The 16,343-nt window shown below is 63.0% G+C and carries 16 protein-coding genes and 2 pseudogenes; 7 read left to right on the top strand and 11 right to left on the bottom strand.

The window, feature by feature from the left end; genetic code table 11:
* Positions 1-5 precede the first annotated feature (5 nt).
* The 3 genes from V1283_RS41210 to V1283_RS41200 are packed head-to-tail and all read right to left on the bottom strand — an operon-like array spanning position 6 to position 2,787.
* Positions 6-764 carry an ABC transporter ATP-binding protein gene (locus tag V1283_RS41210; protein ID WP_334392291.1) on the bottom strand — a complete coding sequence of 253 codons (759 nt, stop codon included), beginning with the start codon at positions 762-764 and terminating at the stop codon, positions 6-8.
* Positions 761-1,912, bottom strand: a complete 1,152-nt coding sequence (locus V1283_RS41205) for a branched-chain amino acid ABC transporter permease (RefSeq protein WP_334392290.1) — start codon at positions 1,910-1,912, stop codon at positions 761-763. The genes V1283_RS41210 and V1283_RS41205 overlap by 4 nt, the downstream gene beginning before the upstream one ends.
* Entirely contained in the window at positions 1,912-2,787 is an 876-nt protein-coding gene (locus V1283_RS41200; RefSeq protein WP_334392289.1) for a branched-chain amino acid ABC transporter permease, read from the bottom strand. The genes V1283_RS41205 and V1283_RS41200 overlap by 1 nt, the downstream gene beginning before the upstream one ends.
* Before the next feature lie 293 nt (positions 2,788-3,080).
* On the opposite strand from V1283_RS41200, the gene V1283_RS41195 reads away from it, so the two are divergent.
* The 4 genes from V1283_RS41195 to V1283_RS41180 all read left to right on the top strand — a co-directional run bounded on the left by V1283_RS41195 (position 3,081) and on the right by V1283_RS41180 (position 6,087).
* The gene (locus V1283_RS41195) at positions 3,081-3,833 is read left to right on the top strand and encodes an ABC transporter ATP-binding protein (protein WP_334392288.1); all 753 of its coding nucleotides are present in this window, start codon (positions 3,081-3,083) and stop codon (positions 3,831-3,833) included.
* Complete coding sequence (locus V1283_RS41190) at positions 3,830-5,353, top strand: permease (protein ID WP_334392287.1); 1,524 nt, start codon at positions 3,830-3,832, stop codon at positions 5,351-5,353. Before V1283_RS41195 ends, V1283_RS41190 begins: the two co-directional genes overlap by 4 nt.
* Before the next feature lie 87 nt (positions 5,354-5,440).
* Positions 5,441-5,692, top strand: coding sequence for an AbrB/MazE/SpoVT family DNA-binding domain-containing protein (locus V1283_RS41185; RefSeq protein ID WP_334392286.1), 252 nt, complete (start codon positions 5,441-5,443; stop codon positions 5,690-5,692).
* Complete coding sequence (locus V1283_RS41180; protein ID WP_334392285.1) at positions 5,689-6,087, top strand: type II toxin-antitoxin system VapC family toxin; 399 nt, start codon at positions 5,689-5,691, stop codon at positions 6,085-6,087. The genes V1283_RS41185 and V1283_RS41180 overlap by 4 nt, the downstream gene beginning before the upstream one ends.
* Before the next feature lie 16 nt (positions 6,088-6,103).
* Here the strand turns inward: V1283_RS41180 and V1283_RS41175 are convergent, their stop codons facing one another.
* The 3 genes and pseudogenes from V1283_RS41175 to V1283_RS41165 form a co-directional block, all read right to left on the bottom strand.
* Complete coding sequence (locus tag V1283_RS41175) at positions 6,104-7,075, bottom strand: Bug family tripartite tricarboxylate transporter substrate binding protein (protein WP_334392284.1); 972 nt, start codon at positions 7,073-7,075, stop codon at positions 6,104-6,106.
* A gap of 93 nt (positions 7,076-7,168) precedes the next feature.
* Complete coding sequence (locus V1283_RS41170) at positions 7,169-8,182, bottom strand: alpha/beta fold hydrolase (RefSeq protein ID WP_442895823.1); 1,014 nt, start codon at positions 8,180-8,182, stop codon at positions 7,169-7,171.
* Between the two features lie 3 nt (positions 8,183-8,185).
* Positions 8,186-9,071: pseudogene (locus tag V1283_RS41165) on the bottom strand (alpha/beta fold hydrolase).
* A gap of 213 nt (positions 9,072-9,284) precedes the next feature.
* Between V1283_RS41165 and V1283_RS41160 the strand changes: the two are divergent.
* From V1283_RS41160 to V1283_RS41150, 3 genes are all read left to right on the top strand, one after another.
* Positions 9,285-10,115 carry an MBL fold metallo-hydrolase gene (locus V1283_RS41160; RefSeq protein ID WP_334392283.1) on the top strand — a complete coding sequence of 277 codons (831 nt, stop codon included), beginning with the start codon at positions 9,285-9,287 and terminating at the stop codon, positions 10,113-10,115.
* 136 nt (positions 10,116-10,251) lie between these two features.
* Positions 10,252-11,253 carry an alpha/beta fold hydrolase gene (locus tag V1283_RS41155; protein WP_334392282.1) on the top strand — a complete coding sequence of 334 codons (1,002 nt, stop codon included), beginning with the start codon at positions 10,252-10,254 and terminating at the stop codon, positions 11,251-11,253.
* Between the two features lie 52 nt (positions 11,254-11,305).
* A complete protein-coding gene (locus V1283_RS41150; protein ID WP_334392281.1) occupies positions 11,306-12,358 on the top strand; it encodes an amidohydrolase family protein in 1,053 nt (350 codons plus the stop codon).
* 24 nt (positions 12,359-12,382) lie between these two features.
* On the opposite strand, the gene V1283_RS41145 is transcribed toward V1283_RS41150, so the two are convergent.
* The 5 genes and pseudogenes from V1283_RS41145 to V1283_RS41125 form a co-directional block, all read right to left on the bottom strand.
* Complete coding sequence (locus tag V1283_RS41145; protein WP_334392280.1) at positions 12,383-13,639, bottom strand: aminopeptidase; 1,257 nt, start codon at positions 13,637-13,639, stop codon at positions 12,383-12,385.
* A gap of 63 nt (positions 13,640-13,702) precedes the next feature.
* Positions 13,703-14,439, bottom strand: a pseudogene (locus V1283_RS41140) (sulfite exporter TauE/SafE family protein).
* 23 nt (positions 14,440-14,462) lie between these two features.
* Positions 14,463-14,657 carry a hypothetical protein gene (locus V1283_RS41135; RefSeq protein WP_334392278.1) on the bottom strand — a complete coding sequence of 65 codons (195 nt, stop codon included), beginning with the start codon at positions 14,655-14,657 and terminating at the stop codon, positions 14,463-14,465.
* A gap of 548 nt (positions 14,658-15,205) precedes the next feature.
* Positions 15,206-15,787 (bottom strand): SDR family NAD(P)-dependent oxidoreductase, encoded by a 582-nt coding sequence (locus V1283_RS41130; protein ID WP_334392277.1) that lies wholly within the window; start codon positions 15,785-15,787, stop codon positions 15,206-15,208.
* A gap of 250 nt (positions 15,788-16,037) precedes the next feature.
* Positions 16,038-16,328 (bottom strand): DUF1330 domain-containing protein, encoded by a 291-nt coding sequence (locus tag V1283_RS41125; RefSeq protein WP_334392276.1) that lies wholly within the window; start codon positions 16,326-16,328, stop codon positions 16,038-16,040.
* Positions 16,329-16,343: the final 15 nt, after the last annotated feature.

The raw sequence follows: 16,343 nt of genomic DNA, 5'->3' as shown, positions 1-16,343 counted from the left end.
CATCCTCATGCGCCGAGATAGGCGGCGACGACGTCGGGATGGCGCTGTACTTCTGCCGGCGAGCCCATCGCCAGCACGCGGCCGTAATTGAGCGCGATCACGCGGTCGGAAACGCGATTGACCAGCGTCATATCGTGCTCGACCATCAGGACGGTAATGCCGAGTTCGGTCTTCATGTCGCGGATCCAGAACGACATGTCGTCGGTTTCCTCGACGTTCAGGCCGGACGACGGCTCGTCGAGCAGGATCAGCTTCGGCTCGGAGCACAGCGCCCGCGCCAGCTCGATCACCTTGCGGACGCCGTAAGGCAACCCGGAGATCAGCTTGTCGCGATAGGCTTCGAGATCGAGGAATTCGATCACCTGCTCGACGCGGCGGCGATGAACCTTTTCGCCGGCGCGCACGCTCGGCAAGAACAGCAATTCCTGCCAGAGCTGCGTGGCGGAGTGCCGGTGACGGCCGACCAGGAGGTTGCTCAGCATGGTCGCATTCTCGAACAATTCGATGTTCTGGAAGGTGCGGGCGATGCCGAGCCCGGCAATCTCGTAGGCCGGCCGCTCGGTGATATCCTGGTCTTCGAAGAAGATCCTGCCCGAGGTCGGCGGATAGATCCGCGAGATCAGGTTGAAGATCGAACTCTTGCCAGCGCCATTGGGGCCGATGATCGAGAGGATCTCGCCCTTCTCCACCGCGAAACTTACGGCATCGACCGCCTTGAGGCCGCCGAAGTGCAAGGACAGGTTTTCCGCACGGAAATAACTCATCGGTTCCGCTCCGATTTCACGTAGATCTTCTGGCGCTTGAAAGTGGCGCGCTTGTAGAGCGGGAATAGCTGGAAGAAGAGTTTTATCTTCAGCCAGCGCCCGTAGAGACCGAGCGGCTCGAACAGCACGAACAGCACGATGATCACGCCGTAGATCGCGCCCTTGAGGCCGTTAGCGGATGCTACGGCGGCGACGTTGCTATAAATCTTCCCCGCGGTCACGCTGTCCGCGCCGAACGTTGCGGCAATGCCGGCGATGATGCCAGGCATGTCGTCCTTCAGGTAGGTCAGGAACGGATCGATCATGACCAGGAAGATCGCGCCGAGCACCGCGCCGTGCAGGCTGAAGGTGCCGCCGATCAGGATCACGATGATGAACTCGATCGAGAGCTGCAGCGTGAACATTTCCGGAGAGATGAAGGAGAGCTTGTGCGCGAACAGCACACCGGCCAATCCGGTGATCGCGGCGCTGATCGCAAACGACTTCACCTTGTAGAGCGAGACGTTGACGCCCATGCTGCGCGCCGCCGTTTCGCTGTCGCGGATCGCGACGAAGGCGCGCCCGGTGGGCGAGCGCAGCAGATTGAGCGTGCCGACGATGGTGAGGATCAATACGGCAAGACAGAGGAAATAGAAGGTCGGGCCGTTTTGCGGCACCGCCTGCCCGAACAACCACAGCGTCTTGACCCGCATGCCCTCGTTGCCGTGGGTCACGCTTTCCCAGCGCGCCAGCACTTCCTCGACGATGAAGGCAAAGGAAATCGTCGCGATGACGAGGTAGATGCCCGTCAGCCTCAGCGCCGGGAATCCGACCAGCGCGCCGACCACGCCGGTCAACAGGCCGGCGGCCAGGAAGTAGACCGGAAACGGGACGTTGTACTGCTGCAGAAAGGCCGCCGTGTAGGCGCCGATCGCCAGAAACGCGGCGTGCCCGAGCGAGGCCTGCCCGGTGAAGCCGGTAAGGATCATCAGCCCGACGCCGACGGTGGCATAGATGCAGACGAACACCAGCTGGCTGACCAGATAACTGGAAAGCACGAACGGTGCGACCGCCAGAAACGCCAGCAGAATACCGTAGGAAACGATGTAGCCGCTGTGCGGAAACAGCCTGATGTCGTCTTCGTAATCGGTCTTGAAGAGGAACCGCATTAGACCTTCTTCCGCTTATGAAGTCCGAACAGGCCTTCGGGCTTGAGCAGCAGCACCACGAGAAGCACGATGTAGGGCGCGACGTCCTTCCAGCCTTGCGGCAGATAGAAGCCTGCCATGCTCTCGATCACGCCGATCAGCACGCCGCCCACCACGGCGCCGGGTATCGAGCCGAAGCCGCCGAGCACGGCGGCAGGAAACGCCTTCAGGCCCAGCACGAGACCGACATTGGAGTGAATGAAGGTGATCGGCGCCAGCAGCACGCCGGCGGCGGTCGCGACCGCCGCGCTGATCGCCCACACGATCGACACCACGCGCTTGACCGGAATGCCCATGTAGTAGGCGGCCAGCATGTTCTCGGAGCTGGCGCGCATCGCGGTGCCGAGCGTGGTGCGGTTGAAGAACAGATACAGCAGCGCGCAGAGGATGACGGTTGCGGCGATCACCGACAGCTTGTCGTAGGCCAGCACCAGCGAGCCGATCCGCAACACGCCGTCGCTGAACGGCGTCTCGATCTTGAAATCGTCGGTGCCCCAGATCATGCCAACCACGGAGCGCAGGAAATATCCGAGCCCGATCGTCGCCATGATGATGGAAAACTGCGGATAGCCGAGGATCGGACGCACCACGACGCGTTCGGCCAGCATGCCGAACGCCGCCATGGCGATGACCGCGCCGGCGAATCCAAGCCAGTAGTTGAGACCAAGCATCCCGATAAAGGTGAAGGCGAAGAACCCGCCCAGCATCATCAAATCGCCCTGGGCGAAATTGACGACCTCGGTTGCCTTGTAAACGAGCACAAAGCCGAGCGCGATCAAGCCGTAAACGCAGCCGAGCGCGATGCCACTCACCAGCTGCTGAACGAAGTCCAGCATCGTTTCCCTCCCCGATGCCAGGCGATTCTGTCGACCGCCTTTTCCGCATCTTGTGTCTACACGCTATCGACCATCCGCGATGCCTGTAGCCGCATATGTCCCGCTGCATTGAGCCCAAAGCGCCGACCGCTGTCAACAAAACGCTGGCCGCCCCGCCGTTAACAATTGCGGAGAAATGCCGCAGCCCGGGAAGTTGCGGGGTTCGGTGCGATTTGGGCCGCTCGATTCACCGTGCCGAAAGTTCTTCGGTCCATGTTCCGAACGACAAAACGAAACCGGACCGTCCCGTCATCATGCAGTCAGATCTATCGGCGCTCGAAGTGCGAGGGTTAACGAAGCGTTTTGACCGCCCGGCGGTCGACGCGCTCGACCTCACCATTCGCACCGGCGAATTTTACGCCCTGCTCGGCCCCAACGGCGCCGGCAAGACCACGACCTTGCGGATGGTCGCCGGTCTGCTCAAGCCCGACGCCGGCTCTGTCTCCATTTTGGGCATCGACGCACTCGCCGATCCCGTCGCCGCCAAGCAGATCATGGCATGGGTCTCCGACGAGCCGATGATTTACGACAAGCTGACGCCGCTGGAATATCTCGAATTCGTCGCCGGCCTCTGGGGCATCGCTTCAGCGGTTTCAGGCCCCTCCGCACAGCAGCTTCTGGTGTCGCTTGGCCTCGAGCCGCATCTGCACGAACGCTGCGAGGGATTCTCCAAGGGCATGCGCCAGAAGGTCGCCCTGGCCGGCGCGCTGGTACACGATCCCCGGCTGATCATCCTGGACGAGCCGTTGACCGGCCTCGATGCGCTGTCGGCGCGTCACGTCAAGGGATTGCTGCAGGACCGCGTCCGTGCCGGCTGCACCGTGATCATGACGACGCATATTCTTGAAGTCGCCGAACGGATGGCCGACCGCATCGGCGTCATCGCCAAAGGCCAGCTGGTGGCCGAGGGCACGCTCACCGAGCTGCGCCAGCAGAATGGCCGCAACGACACCAGCCTCGAAGACATGTTCATCGCGCTGGTCGACACCGAGGCAGCCGCCGCATGAGTTCGGCCGCGGCACTCACCTGGTTTGCCCGGCACGAGATCCGTCTGGCGTGGCGCGAATGGCTGGCGATGATCGCCGGCAGACGCGGAAAACGAAAGCGCGCGATCATCGCCCTGACCGTGTTCGTCGCCATCATTCACCTGCCGGCCTATGCCGTGATCGGCCGCTTCGCAGATCTGCAAGCCCCGCTCGGCAAGTCGGAATTGATCGTCATCACGGCGTCCATCTTCCTCGCCTGGGCCCTGATGCTGTCGCAGGCCATCGAATCGGTGACGCGGGTGTTCTACGCCCGCGCCGACCTCGATCTCATCATGTCGTCGCCGGCCAACCTCGCCAACGTATTCTCGGTGCGGATCGCGGCGATCGGGCTGTCCGTGATCGCGATGGCGCTGTTGCTGTCGACGCCCTTTGTCGACGTTCTCGTGATCGGCGGCGGCATCCGATGGCTTTCGGCATTCGGCGTCGTCATTGCCATTGGTCTTTCGGCCGCGGCCGTTGCGATCGCGATCACGGTCGCGCTGTTCAGGCTGATCGGCCCGAGCCGGACTCGCCTCGTCGCGCAGATCGTGGCCGCCATCATCGGCGCCGGCTTCGTCATTGCGCTCCAGGTCGCAGCCATCCTTTCCTACGGTACGTTATCGCGCTTTGCAGTGCTGACCTCCGACGCCGCTGCAGCCTATGCGCCCGCGCTCGACAGCCCGCTGTGGTGGCCGGCGCGCGCGGCGATCGGCGATGGCATGGTGCTGTCGTGGCTGATGGCCGGCGGGCTCTTGCTGCTCGGCGTGGTGATGGCGGTGTTCTCGCCGAGATTTGCCGATACCGTCGTCAGTGCCGCCGCAACCGCCCGGTCCGTCCGTCACGGACCGCGCACGACCGCATTTCGCGGCGGTTCGCGGCAACAGGCGCTGCGCACCAAGGAATTCCTGCTGCTGCGGCGCGACCCGTGGCTGTTGTCGCAAAGCCTGATGCAACTGCTTTATCTGGTGCCGCCGGCCCTGATGCTGTGGCGAAGTTTTTCCGAAACCTCGACCGCGATCGTCTTGATCACGCCCGTGATCGTGATGGCGGCTGGCCAGCTTGCCGGCGGCCTCGCCTGGCTGACGATCTCGGGCGAAGACGCCGCCGACCTGGTCGCGACCGCGCCGCTGCCACCGTCGCGCGTAATCCGCGCCAAGATCGAGGTGGTGCTGATCTCAATCGGGGTGATCTTCGCGCCGCTGATCACGGCACTTGCCTTTGCCTCCCTGACGCAGGCGATCATCACCGCGCTCGGCGTCATCGTCGCCACCGTCTCGGCGGGCGCGATCCAGCTCTGGTTTCGCGTACAGGCCAAACGCAGCCAGTTCCGCCGCCGCCAGACCTCTTCGCGGCTGGCGACATTCGCGGAAGCCTTCTGCTCGATCGGATGGGCCGCGACCGCGGCGCTCGCCGTCACGATCCCGATCGCCGCAATCATCAGCGGCGCAATGACCGCGGCGATCCTGGCTGCGACGTGGAAGATCAGCCCACGACAGGGGTGAGCAGTCCCAGTTCTCACAGACAGTCATACCTCTTGAATGTAAGGCGTTTTTGCCTTACATTCAAGCGGTAAGAGCTTGAGGTCTGCCATGAGCACACTCACCGTCACCGCTAAGGGTCAGGTCACACTGCGCAAGGATGTGCTTGAACATCTGGGCGTGCATCCTGGCGAGAAAATTACCGTGAACAAACTCCCCGACGGCAAGATAGAAGTGAAGGCTGCCCGGCCGACCGGCAAGATTTCCGATGTGTTCGGCCTCCTGAAGCGAAAAGGTGGGCCGTCGCTGACGATCGAGGAGATGAACAAGATCGCCGCGCGAGGGTGGGCCGGCAAGCGATGAAGATCACCGCCGACACCAACGTGTTGGTTCGGGCCATCACCGAAGACCATGAATCGCAGAGCAAAGCAGCGCAATCGACCTTGAAGCGAGCTGAACTGGTTGCGATTTCCCTCTCAGCACTTTGCGAGCTGGTTTGGGTTCTTTCACAGGGCTATAAAGTTCCATCAAAGGACATTGCGACTGCAATCCGGCAGCTGATAAATGGCGAAAATGTCGAAGTGAACCGTCCGGCAGCAGAAGCCGGGCTGACTTTTCTGGACGCCGGCGGCGATTTCGCCGATGGTGTTATCGCCTACGAAGGAAGCTGGCTCGGCGCAGACACTTTCGTTTCCTTCGATAAGCGAGCTGTCAAGTTGATGGATGCACAAGGTCTGTCTGCTCGACTGTTGCCATAGTGCAACCTGCAAGCCGCTACTGCTTCTCCAGCCCTGCCCGCTCGATCACATCGCCCCAGCGCTTGATCTCCTTCTCGATGAACGGGATCATCTCGGCCTTCTGCAGCATCATCGGGCGGGTGCCGACTTTTTCGAAATGCGTGCGCACGCGTTCCGATGACAGTGCGGCATGCGCCGCCGCCGCCAGTCGGTCGACGACCGGCGCGGGCGTGCCCGCCGGCACCATGATCGACGACCAGCTCTGGGTGGTCATGTCCTTCATGCCGAGTTCGGCCATGGTCGGCACATCAGGGAATGCGCGCAGGCGTTCCGGCGCGGTCGTGGCCAGCACCTTCAGCTTGCCGGCCTCGACATGGGGGCCGACCGAGACCGGGTAATCGAACATGACATCGACGCGGCCGGCGATCATGTCGTTCAGTGCCGGCGCGCTGCCCCGGTAGGGCACGTGCTGCATCTCGATGCCGGCAACCGTCTTGAACAGCTCGGCGACCAGATGTGTCGCGGTGCCGACTCCCGAGGAGGAGAACGTCACCTTGCCCGGATTCTGCTTGGCGTAGGCCATCAACCCGGACACCGAACTATAGGGTGCGTCGTGATAAGCGACGAACAGGTTCGGGCTTTCGCCGACCAGATGCACCGGCAGGAAACTCGTCAGCGGATCGTAGGACAGGTTTTTGCGCAGCGTGACGTTGGCCGCCATCGTGCCCTGCGTACCGTAGATCAACGTGTAGCCATCGGGTTTCGATCGCGCCACCTGTTCGGTGCCGACCGTGCCGCCCCCGCCGCCGCGATTGTCGATCAGGACCGATTGACCGAGCGTCCTCGACATTTCCTCAGCGACGATGCGTGACGTCGTGTCGGTGATACCGCCCGGCGCGAAGGGCACGACCCAGGTGATCGGACGGCTGGGGAATTCTTCGGCCGAAGCCGGTGCGACAACGGCAAGGGACGCAAGCCAGACCGCAAGCAGGACGTGACGCTTTGCCATGGAATTCCGCCCCGTAAAATTCGTCCTTCTCGGAGGACTTGCGTTGGGGACAATGATGGTTTCCGCAGCAGCTTGCCATGCGGCAAAGTCGACCTAGGTGCGAATCAACTCCATCACCGCCGCCGCAAAGGCCTCCGGCGCTTCCTGCGGCACGTTATGTCCCGCGCCCGGCACCACGCGATGAATGCGGCGGCCGGTGAATTTGGACGCGCTGGCGCTTCCGTCGCCCGCGGGCAGCACGCCATCCTTGTCGCCATCCAGCGTCACTGACGGCACGGAGATCGGCGGCAGTGACGCCAGCCGCCGCTGCAGCTCGGCATAGCGCGGATCGCCCGCCGCAAGGCCGAAGCGGTGGCGGTAGCTGTGGATCACGACGTCGACATAATCGGGATTGTCGTGCGCCGCCGCGGAGCGCTCGAAGGTGGCATCGTCAAAATCCCAGTCAGGCGACCACTGCTCCCATAATAGCCTGGCGATCTCACGCCGGTTGGCGGCCAATCCGGCGCGGCCGCGCTCGAGCTGAAAATAATATTCGTACCAGAGTGCGACTTCATACTTGGGGCTGAGCGGCACCATCGCGCGGGAAATATCCTGGATCAGGTAACTGTTCACGGTCACCATGCCGCGGCAACGTTCCGGCCACAGCGCGGCGGCGACGCAGGCCGCGCGGCCACCCCAATTGTGCCCGGCCAGCACGGCGCGCCGGATACCCAATGCATCCATCAGCGCGATGACATCGGCGCCGATCGCCGCCTGCTCGCCGGACCGAAGCGTCGCCGGAGCGCGAAAGCGTGTCGCGCCGAAACCACGCAGATAAGGGACGATGACGCGGCAGCCCTGCGCCGCCAATTGCCTGACGACATCTACATAAGAGTGAATGTCATAGGGAAAGCCGTGCAGGAGGATCGCGACCGGACCATCCGCGGAGCCTTCCTCATAATAGGCGATGTTGAGGACACCGGCATCGACACGCTTCAGGGCTTCCATCCGCCGCGACGACGGCGCCGGACGCGCGGGCGCATCAGCCTGGGCAAAGGTCCTGCCGGCTATCCCCGACAAGGCCGCGCCAAGCAGCAGACGACGCCCGCGATCGATGGAATCAGACATCGCCTATGCCTTGATCAGCTCCATCACCGCCGCGGCAAAGGCCTCCGGCGCTTCCTGCGGCAGATTGTGCCCCGCGCCTGGTACGACGCGATGAACACGGCGGCCGGTGAATTTCGTCGCGCTGGCGGTGCCATCGGTCGCCGGCGCTACGCCATCATCTGCGCCGTCCAGTGTAATCGTTGGTACGGTGATGGGAGGCAGCGTCGCCAACCTGCGCTGGATGTCAGCATAGTGCGGATCGCCGTCGGCCAGACCAAAACGGTGGCGGTAGCTGTGGATCACCACATCGACGTAATCAGGATTGTCGTGGGCCATTGCAGTTCGCTCGAAACAGGCATCGTCGAACGGCCAGTTCGGCGACCATTCCGTCCACAATATCCTGGCGATCTCGCGCCGGTTCGCGGCCAATCCTGCGCGGCCGCGCTCGAGCTGGAAGTAATACTGATACCACAGCGGCACCTCACGCTTCGGCCGCAGCGGCGCCATGGCGTTGGCGATATCCTGGATCAGATAGGAATTGACGCAGACGAGCCCGATGCAGCGCTCCGGCCATAGCGCGGCGCCGACGCAGACCGCGCGGCCACCCCAGTCGTAGCCCGCGAACACCGCGCGGCGAATGCCAAGCGCATCCATCAGCGCCATCATGTCGGCGCCGATCGCGGCCTGCTCGCCCGAGCGCGGCGTCGCGGAATCGCGAAACCGGGTCGGGCCGTAGCCGCGCAAAATAGGGAACGATGACGCGGCAGCCTTGCGCCGCCAGTTGCGGCGCGACGTCGACATAGCTGTGAATGTCGTAGGGAAAGCCGTGCATCAGCATCACGGCCGGTCCATCGGCGGGACCCGCCTCGTAATAGGCGATGCTGAGAACGCCGGCGTCGACCTGGCGCAACGGCTCCAGCCGTTTCGATGACGGGGCATGCGGGGCTGCGGCGGCGGTCTTTTCAGTCACGGCAAACTCCCTGGTTGAATTCTACAATACGGCATTTCGTCCTTCCCCGATGAAGCAATTCCGGCGCGCTGCCGTGCGCGAATGTCATCATGACGTCCACGGAATTCGGCGATACAGTGTCGGCTGCGGCCTTTGCCGCGGATGGGTTATGCCATGTTGCGATCGCTTAACGTATCCCTTGCCACAGCCCTTGCCTTCCTCGGTTCGCTGATCGAGCCTGCGGCCGCCCAGCAGCAGCCCTTGCGCAGCGAGTGCCTGGCGATGGCGAGCGCCCCGCCGTTCGTCGTGCCGGTCAGCCTTCGCCGCACCGCCGCCAAGGCCGAAGACGTCGCGATCACCTATGTCGGACATTCCACCTATTACATCGACACGCCCGGCGGCGTGCGGATCGCGACTGACTTCAACGGCGCCTACCGGACCGGGCGGCTGCCCGATGTCATCACCATGAACCGCGCGCACTCGACCCACTATACTTTATTCCCCGATCCAAAAATTCCGCACGTCCTGCATGGCTGGGGCGAGAACGGACAGGCGGCGCAGGTCTCAACGCGCGTCGGCGACGTCTACATCCGCAACGTCCCCACCGACATCCGTCGCTACTATGGCGAGGGCACCAGTGGCGAGATGATCAAGGACGGCAACTCGATCTTCATCTTCGAGGTCGCCGGCCTTTGCATCGGCCATCTCGGCCACCTGCATCACAAGCTCGACGACACGCATTTCGCGGCAATCGGCCGGCTCGACATCGTCATGGTGCCGATCGACGGCACCTATACGATGTCGCTCGACGGCGTTTCGGAGATCACCAAGCGGCTGCGCGCCTCCGTCGTGCTGCCGATGCACCGCTTCGCCACCCCGCTCGATGAATTCATGCGCCTGATCGGCCAGCAGTTCGTCATCGACCAGCGGACGGAGCGAACGTTGAAGATTTCACGGGACACGCTGCCGGGCACGCCGACGGTGATCATTCTGGATGGGGTGTGAGTGTGGGGCGCAACTGCCAACCACCGTCATTGCGAGCGCAGCGAAGCAATCCATAGTGCCACACGCTGATAGATGGATTGCTTCGCTGCGCTCGCAATGACGAAAATAAAAACTAGCAACTCAAGGGGAGGGAAACGTGAGCGGACCTGTGCAGCGAATCGTCGAGAGCAATGGTATCCGCCTCAATATCGCCGAGCAGGGCAAGGGGCCGCCGGTGATCCTGTGTCACGGATTCCCGGAGTCCTGGTATTCCTGGCGTCATCAGCTCACCGCGCTGGCCGAAGCCGGCTTCCACGCCGTCGCTCCTGATATGCGCGGTTACGGCAAGAGCGACCGGCCGGAGGCGATCGATCAATACACGATCTTCCATCTGATCGGCGATCTGCTGGGGCTGCTCGATGCCCTCGAAGCGCCAACCGCTGTGATCGTCGGCCATGACTGGGGCGCGCAGATCGCCTGGCAGGCGGCGCGCCTGCGCCCCGACCGCTTCCGCGCCGTTGCCAGCCTCAGCGTGCCGCTTCGACCGCGTGGCCCGGCGCGCCCGACCAGCGTGATGCCGCAGACTGCGGACGCGCAATTCTACCAGCTGTATTTTCAGGAGCCGGGCGTAGCGGAGGCGGAGCTGGAGCGGGATCCGCGCATCACCGTGCATCGCATGCTCTACGGCGCGTCGGGCGAAGGCGCTACTGCATTCCGCGCCGCTGCGGCACGCGGTGACATCACGCGCACCCCGGGCATGGTGCCGCGCGACGGCGGCATGTTGCAGGGAACGGGGACGCCACTACCGCTGCCCGCGTGGCTCAGCGAAGCCGATATCGAGTTCTACGCCGGCGAATTCAGGCGCAGCGGCTTCCGCGGTTCGCTCAATTATTATCGCAACATTGACCGTAATTGGGAACTGATGGCGGCGTTCGCAGACGTCAGGGTGAAGGTCCCGGCACTCTTTATCGCCGGCGACCATGACATGGTCATGGCTGCTCCCCCCGGCATGGACCAGCATCTCGCCAACCTCAGGCAGTTCGTTACGACGCTGCGTGACGTGCGAATTCTGCCCGGCTGCGGACACTGGACCCAGCAGGAGCGACCAAGCGAGGTCAGCGCCGCGATCATCGATTTCATCCGTGGCCTGCCGGACTGAAACGTTCACGGCAGCGAGCCACCAACAAACAAAAATCAAGGGAGCGAAACTCATGGCCGCCAGCACTGCACCCGCCTCGAAGAGCGGGCTCTATGCCGATCCGCGCGAGGACTGGCTCGCGCAACACACCGAGGAGATCATCGATCCCACCCGTCCGATCGTCGACCCGCATCACCATCTCTGGGACCGCGGCGGCCTGCGCTACATGATCGAGGAGATGGCGGCCGACATCGCCTCCGGCCACAGCATCATCGCCACCGTCTATGTCGATTGCCGTTCGATGTACCGCGCGCACGGCCCTGAGGCGTTCCGCCCGGTCGGCGAGGTCGAGTTCGCCAATGGCGTAGCGGCCATGGCCGCGAGCGGCGGCTATGGCAAGGCCGCGATCTGCGCCGGCATCGTCAGCCACGTCAATCTGCTGCTCGGCGACGGCGCCAAGGCCGTGCTGGAGGCGGAAATCGTTGCCGGCAACGGCCGCTTCCGCGGCATCCGGCACTCGTCGGCGTGGGATGCCGATCCCAACGTCGCCGGCATGTATGCGACACGGCCGAAGGGGCTGTTGCTCGACAGCACCTTCCGCAAGGGCTTTGCCTGCCTAGCGCCCCTGGGCTTGAGCTTCGATGCCTGGCTGTTTCACCCGCAGATCGGCGAACTCACCGACCTCGCGCACGCCTTTCCCGACACCAAGATCGTGCTCGATCATTGCGGCGGCCCGATCGGCATCGGCAGCTATGCCGGACGGCGCGAGGAAATCTTTCCGGTGTGGAAAGCCTCGATCCAGGAAATCGCCAAATGTGAAAACGTTGTCGTCAAGCTCGGCGGGCTCGCGATGTGCCTGCTCGGCTACGATTTTCATCTGCGGCCCAAACCGCCGTCTTCAGAGGAAGCCGCGGCCGCGTGGCGTCCCTACATCGAAACCTGCATCGAGGCCTTTGGGCCCAACCGATGCATGTTCGAAAGCAATTTTCCGCCGGATAAAGGCCAGTGCAGCTATCAGGTGATCTTCAACGCCTTCAAGCGGCTGGCCGCGCCATATAGCGAGGCGGAGAAGACGGCGCTGTTCTCGAAGACGGCGACCGACTTCTACAAGCTCAAGTTCGATTGACGACGGCCGGCGTGAGAGATCGTCTCACGCCCACTCGCCCTTGCGGAACACCGGCACGCGGCTTCCGTCGGCGTGCATGCCGTCGATATCGGTCTCGTTTGAACCGATCATCCAGTCGATGTGAATCAGGCTCTTGTTGCCGCCTTGCGCCGCGATCTGCTGCGGGGTCAGCTTGTCGCCCCCGACGAAGCATTTCGAGTAGCACTGGCCGAGCGCGATGTGGGAGGCGGCGTTCTCATCGAACAGCGTGTTGAAGAACAACAGTCCGCTCTTCGAGATCGGGGAGGAATGCGGCACCAGCGCCACTTCGCCGAGACGCGCTGCGCCCTCATCGGTATCGAGCACTTTCTTCAGCACCTCTTCGCCGCGCGAAGCCTTTGCCTCGACGATGCGGCCTTCCTCGAACCGCACGGCGATGTTGTCGATCAGGGAACCCTGATAGGACAGCGGTTTTGAGCTGACGACGTGGCCGCTGACGCGCCGGCAATGCGGCGTGGTGAAGACTTCCTCGGTCGGGATGTTGGCGTTGCAGGTGATGCCGTTCCTGGCGGTCGAGGCGCCGCCTGCCCATTCGTGGCCGTCGGCAAGACCGATCGTCAGATCCATGCCGGGTCCGGAATATTTCAGTGCGTGGAAGCGCTGGCCGTTCAGCCATTCGGTCCGCTCGCGCAGCACGGCGTTGTGCTTTTCCCACGCAGCGACGGCGCCGTCCTGATCGACGCGGGATGCCGCAAAGATCGCATCCGCCAGCTTCGCCACCGCTACATCCTCCGGGACGTCCGGGAAAACCTGCTTCGCCCAGGACGGGCTCGGATAGGCGATGATGTTCCAGTTGGTATCGAAATTGACGATCTTCTCCAGCGCCGGCTGATAGGCGATCGAATTGGCCTTGCTCGCGCGCGCTACCTTCGCCGGATCCTCGCCCGACAGCAGCATCGGATTGTCGCCGACGATGGCCAGCCGCGCGGTGTTGGCGCTGAACGCCTTCGCCATGCCCTCATAGAGCCAGCCGGCGGCGCGATCGAAGCTGTCATTGTGACCGTAGCGATAGCGCGACAGCGTGATCTCCTCATCCGACAGGAACGGGGTCACGATACCCGCGCCGGCCTTGTAGGCATGTTCGGCAATCCGGCGTACCAGCGGCAGCGCGACCGAGGGCGCGGTCAGCAGCAGGTCCTGTCCCGGCTGCAGCCGCAAGCCGACCTTGACCGCGACTTCGGCGAGGCGGTCGAGTTTCACGGGATCGATCGAGACGGAAACGTTACGCTGATGTGCGGTCATGATTCTTTCGGCCAGTGCTGTTGGGCTTTTAAAGCCTCGCAGCCTCCGGCCGTGATCACACCATCACGCCAAAGCGAGCGAAGCGCCTGAGACCAGCAATAGCACAAGAATAGCCCGGCGAAACCCGACCTCATTGATGTTCCGGAATGCAACAATGCCGAGCACGGAACCCGCGAACAGCGCCGGCACGCTGATGACGAAGTCGATCACGAGTTTGGAAGACAGGCTTTGGCGCCCGAGCAATAACGCCAGCGCCAGCACCTGCATGATGGCGATGAACGGCTGCACCAGCCCGCGCTGGTCGCTCTTCGGCAGTCCGCGCATGTCGCACCAGATGGTCGGAATGGCGCCGGGCATCGCGGTCAAGCCGCCGACCAGGCCGCCGCCGAATCCGATCAGCGCCGTGAGATGCCGGCTGGGCTGTTGCGCCGCCGCGCGCCAGCGTCGGCCGGAACAGTATATAGCCGGCATAGATGGCGACGATGATCCCGAAGGCTACCCGGAGAATGTGCGTGTCCGCATTCTGCAGCAGGTAGATCGCAATCGGGATGCCGAGCGCGCCACCGACGATCAAGAGCAGGCTGCCTTCCCACTGGATGTTTGCGGCGGAGCGCCCATAAATTGGCGGCCTGCACGCCGATACTGCAGGCCATCATCAGGGGCATCGCCTCCATCGGCTGGAAAATGCGCAGCAGGATCGCGCCCGCCACGGCGGAGAACGCAAAGCTGGCAAGGCTGGAGACAAAGGCGCCGGCGAACACGGCGACGCACAACAGCAGATTGGTCGCCAGATCCGGCATGCGTTTCGCCCCTCGCGAATAGGCTAGTTAAACGGCAGTGATGGCGCCGACGGCGCTGCATCCGCCGGGCACATCGCTTCATCGCCCGGCGCAGCAATCGACGCATGCGCCTGCGAATGAACGAGCAAGTCGCCGCCAGCGACATGCAGGACCAGTATGAGGATGGCGATGATGGCGAGCGCAGTGATGCTAAGTGGCGTTACGTCACGCGAATTCATTCCTGGCATTCCGGCGCGCCCGGCGGATGGCGTTGGCGAGCGTGCTATTTCCGTGGGCATTTCGGCTGCTCTTCTCGGTTTGTCGGGATCCAGGCGCATACGTCGCGGGACGAACCTGTGCCTGTCCGGCGATCAAATGACGGTAACGACGCAACACCCGTATCGCCTCGCGGCGCCGCGAGCGGTGAAGCGCTTCGAGCAGGCGTGCAAAGAAGCCCTTGCGCTTCGTACGCTGCCTGAATTCGCCTTCGGAGAAAATACGCATCGCTGATGCCCCGCGTGCTGGTGTTTCGCGCGGGCAAAATGTCAGCCCGCGCGAAGAAGGCCTGTGAGATAGTTCACAGGTTCTTCGTCGCACGGGACAAATGGACGTGAGGAAGCTTGATAAACCCTTGAGACGCCCTTGAGGCGAGAGACGCCAATCTCGTACGTACACAGGTCACGGCTTTTGCCGTGACTCCAACGCGTATCAACTTAGCGCTTGAAACGGCGAGCACGCTGGTCCGCCATCTCAGGCGCTGAACCGCTGCCGAAATATCCGCCGGGATTCACCAATTCTCGTGCGAGGTTCGCACGTCGAGTTCGAAGGACCAGGCCCGGCGCGGCTGCTTGTGAAGAAAAACGAAGCTGTCAACGATGCCGTCGATGCTGATCAGTCGATCCTCGCGGCTAGCCGCGTCAGGGAAACGCTTTCTTATCTTTTCACCGCCGATCGCACCATCGACCACCACGTGGCCGACATGGATACCGTCGCTTGCGTATTCCTTTGCCATCGCCTGCGCCAACGTGCGAAGCCCGGCCTTGGCCGAATTGAAAGCACCGAAGCCCGAACGTCCCCTGAGAGACGCGCTCGCACCCGTAAACAGCAGCGTTCCCACGCCTTTCGGAACCATGCGGCGGACGGCTTCACGCCCGAACAAGAAGCCGCCAAAGCATACGACGCGCCAGCTCTGCTCGAAATAGCCGGCCTCCATATCGATGATCTTGCCTGGCGTATTGTTGCCCGCGTTGTAGATCGCCAGCTCGAGGTCGCCGCCTGCCTGATCGAACAACGCGACAATATCGGCTTCGCTGGTCGCGTCCGCGACCACGGAAACTGCACGCCCACCCGCGGCGACGATATCGGCCACGACGGCATCGAGTGCCGACCAGAATATTGAGGCCCTCAGCCGCAAAGCGTTTGCAGAGCTGCGCGCCAAGGCCTTGATCCGGCCCAACACCGATGACGATTGCCGTTCCCATGGAAGCCGCTCCTGCAACGATTGAACACAGCGAGAGCCTTTTATATGACCCTCATCATTACTGCAATGCTCCTGGCCAAACCCGGGCAGCTTCACCCGCAGTTTCACGGGGATATGAAGTCGTGCTCGCCCGGCCCGTTCAGGACAGGCCTCTCACCGTGAGCACGATCGCGTCGACGCCCGCTTTTCGATCCACCGATATCTCCTGATATTCGGGAGAATTCTGGAATTCCTGCGCGGCAGCGTCATCCGGGAATTCCATGATCACGACCTTGTCGCGCGGCCACTCGCCTTCCAGCACCACCGGATGCGCGTCCGCCACCAGCAGCTTGCCCTTGAATTTGCTGAATACGCCCATGAAGCGCGATTGATAGCGGTCATAGAGTTCGCGACGGGTGAACTTCAGCTGCGCGATGATGTAGACGCTCATGATCGTCCTCTGTTC

This window comes from Bradyrhizobium sp. AZCC 2262, from assembly GCF_036924535.1.
GTDB lineage: Bacteria > Pseudomonadota > Alphaproteobacteria > Rhizobiales > Xanthobacteraceae > Bradyrhizobium.
This window is presented reverse-complemented; position numbering and strand designations above follow the sequence as displayed.

Excerpts from the sequence above, each read along its gene's own strand:
- V1283_RS41210 (WP_334392291.1), bottom strand. The coding sequence starts at position 764 with ATGAGTTATTTCCGTGCGGAAAACCTGTCCTTGCACTTCGGCGGCCTC.
- V1283_RS41205 (WP_334392290.1), bottom strand. The coding sequence starts at position 1,912 with ATGCGGTTCCTCTTCAAGACCGATTACGAAGACGACATCAGGCTGTTT.
- V1283_RS41200 (WP_334392289.1), bottom strand. The coding sequence starts at position 2,787 with ATGCTGGACTTCGTTCAGCAGCTGGTGAGTGGCATCGCGCTCGGCTGC.
- V1283_RS41195 (WP_334392288.1), top strand. The coding sequence starts at position 3,081 with ATGCAGTCAGATCTATCGGCGCTCGAAGTGCGAGGGTTAACGAAGCGT.
- V1283_RS41190 (WP_334392287.1), top strand. The coding sequence starts at position 3,830 with ATGAGTTCGGCCGCGGCACTCACCTGGTTTGCCCGGCACGAGATCCGT.
- V1283_RS41185 (WP_334392286.1), top strand. The coding sequence starts at position 5,441 with ATGAGCACACTCACCGTCACCGCTAAGGGTCAGGTCACACTGCGCAAG.
- V1283_RS41180 (WP_334392285.1), top strand. The coding sequence starts at position 5,689 with ATGAAGATCACCGCCGACACCAACGTGTTGGTTCGGGCCATCACCGAA.
- V1283_RS41175 (WP_334392284.1), bottom strand. The coding sequence starts at position 7,075 with ATGGCAAAGCGTCACGTCCTGCTTGCGGTCTGGCTTGCGTCCCTTGCC.
- V1283_RS41170 (WP_442895823.1), bottom strand. The coding sequence starts at position 8,182 with ATGTCTGATTCCATCGATCGCGGGCGTCGTCTGCTGCTTGGCGCGGCC.
- V1283_RS41160 (WP_334392283.1), top strand. The coding sequence starts at position 9,285 with ATGTTGCGATCGCTTAACGTATCCCTTGCCACAGCCCTTGCCTTCCTC.
- V1283_RS41150 (WP_334392281.1), top strand. The coding sequence starts at position 11,306 with ATGGCCGCCAGCACTGCACCCGCCTCGAAGAGCGGGCTCTATGCCGAT.
- V1283_RS41145 (WP_334392280.1), bottom strand. The coding sequence starts at position 13,639 with ATGACCGCACATCAGCGTAACGTTTCCGTCTCGATCGATCCCGTGAAA.
- V1283_RS41135 (WP_334392278.1), bottom strand. The coding sequence starts at position 14,657 with ATGAATTCGCGTGACGTAACGCCACTTAGCATCACTGCGCTCGCCATC.
- V1283_RS41125 (WP_334392276.1), bottom strand. The coding sequence starts at position 16,328 with ATGAGCGTCTACATCATCGCGCAGCTGAAGTTCACCCGTCGCGAACTC.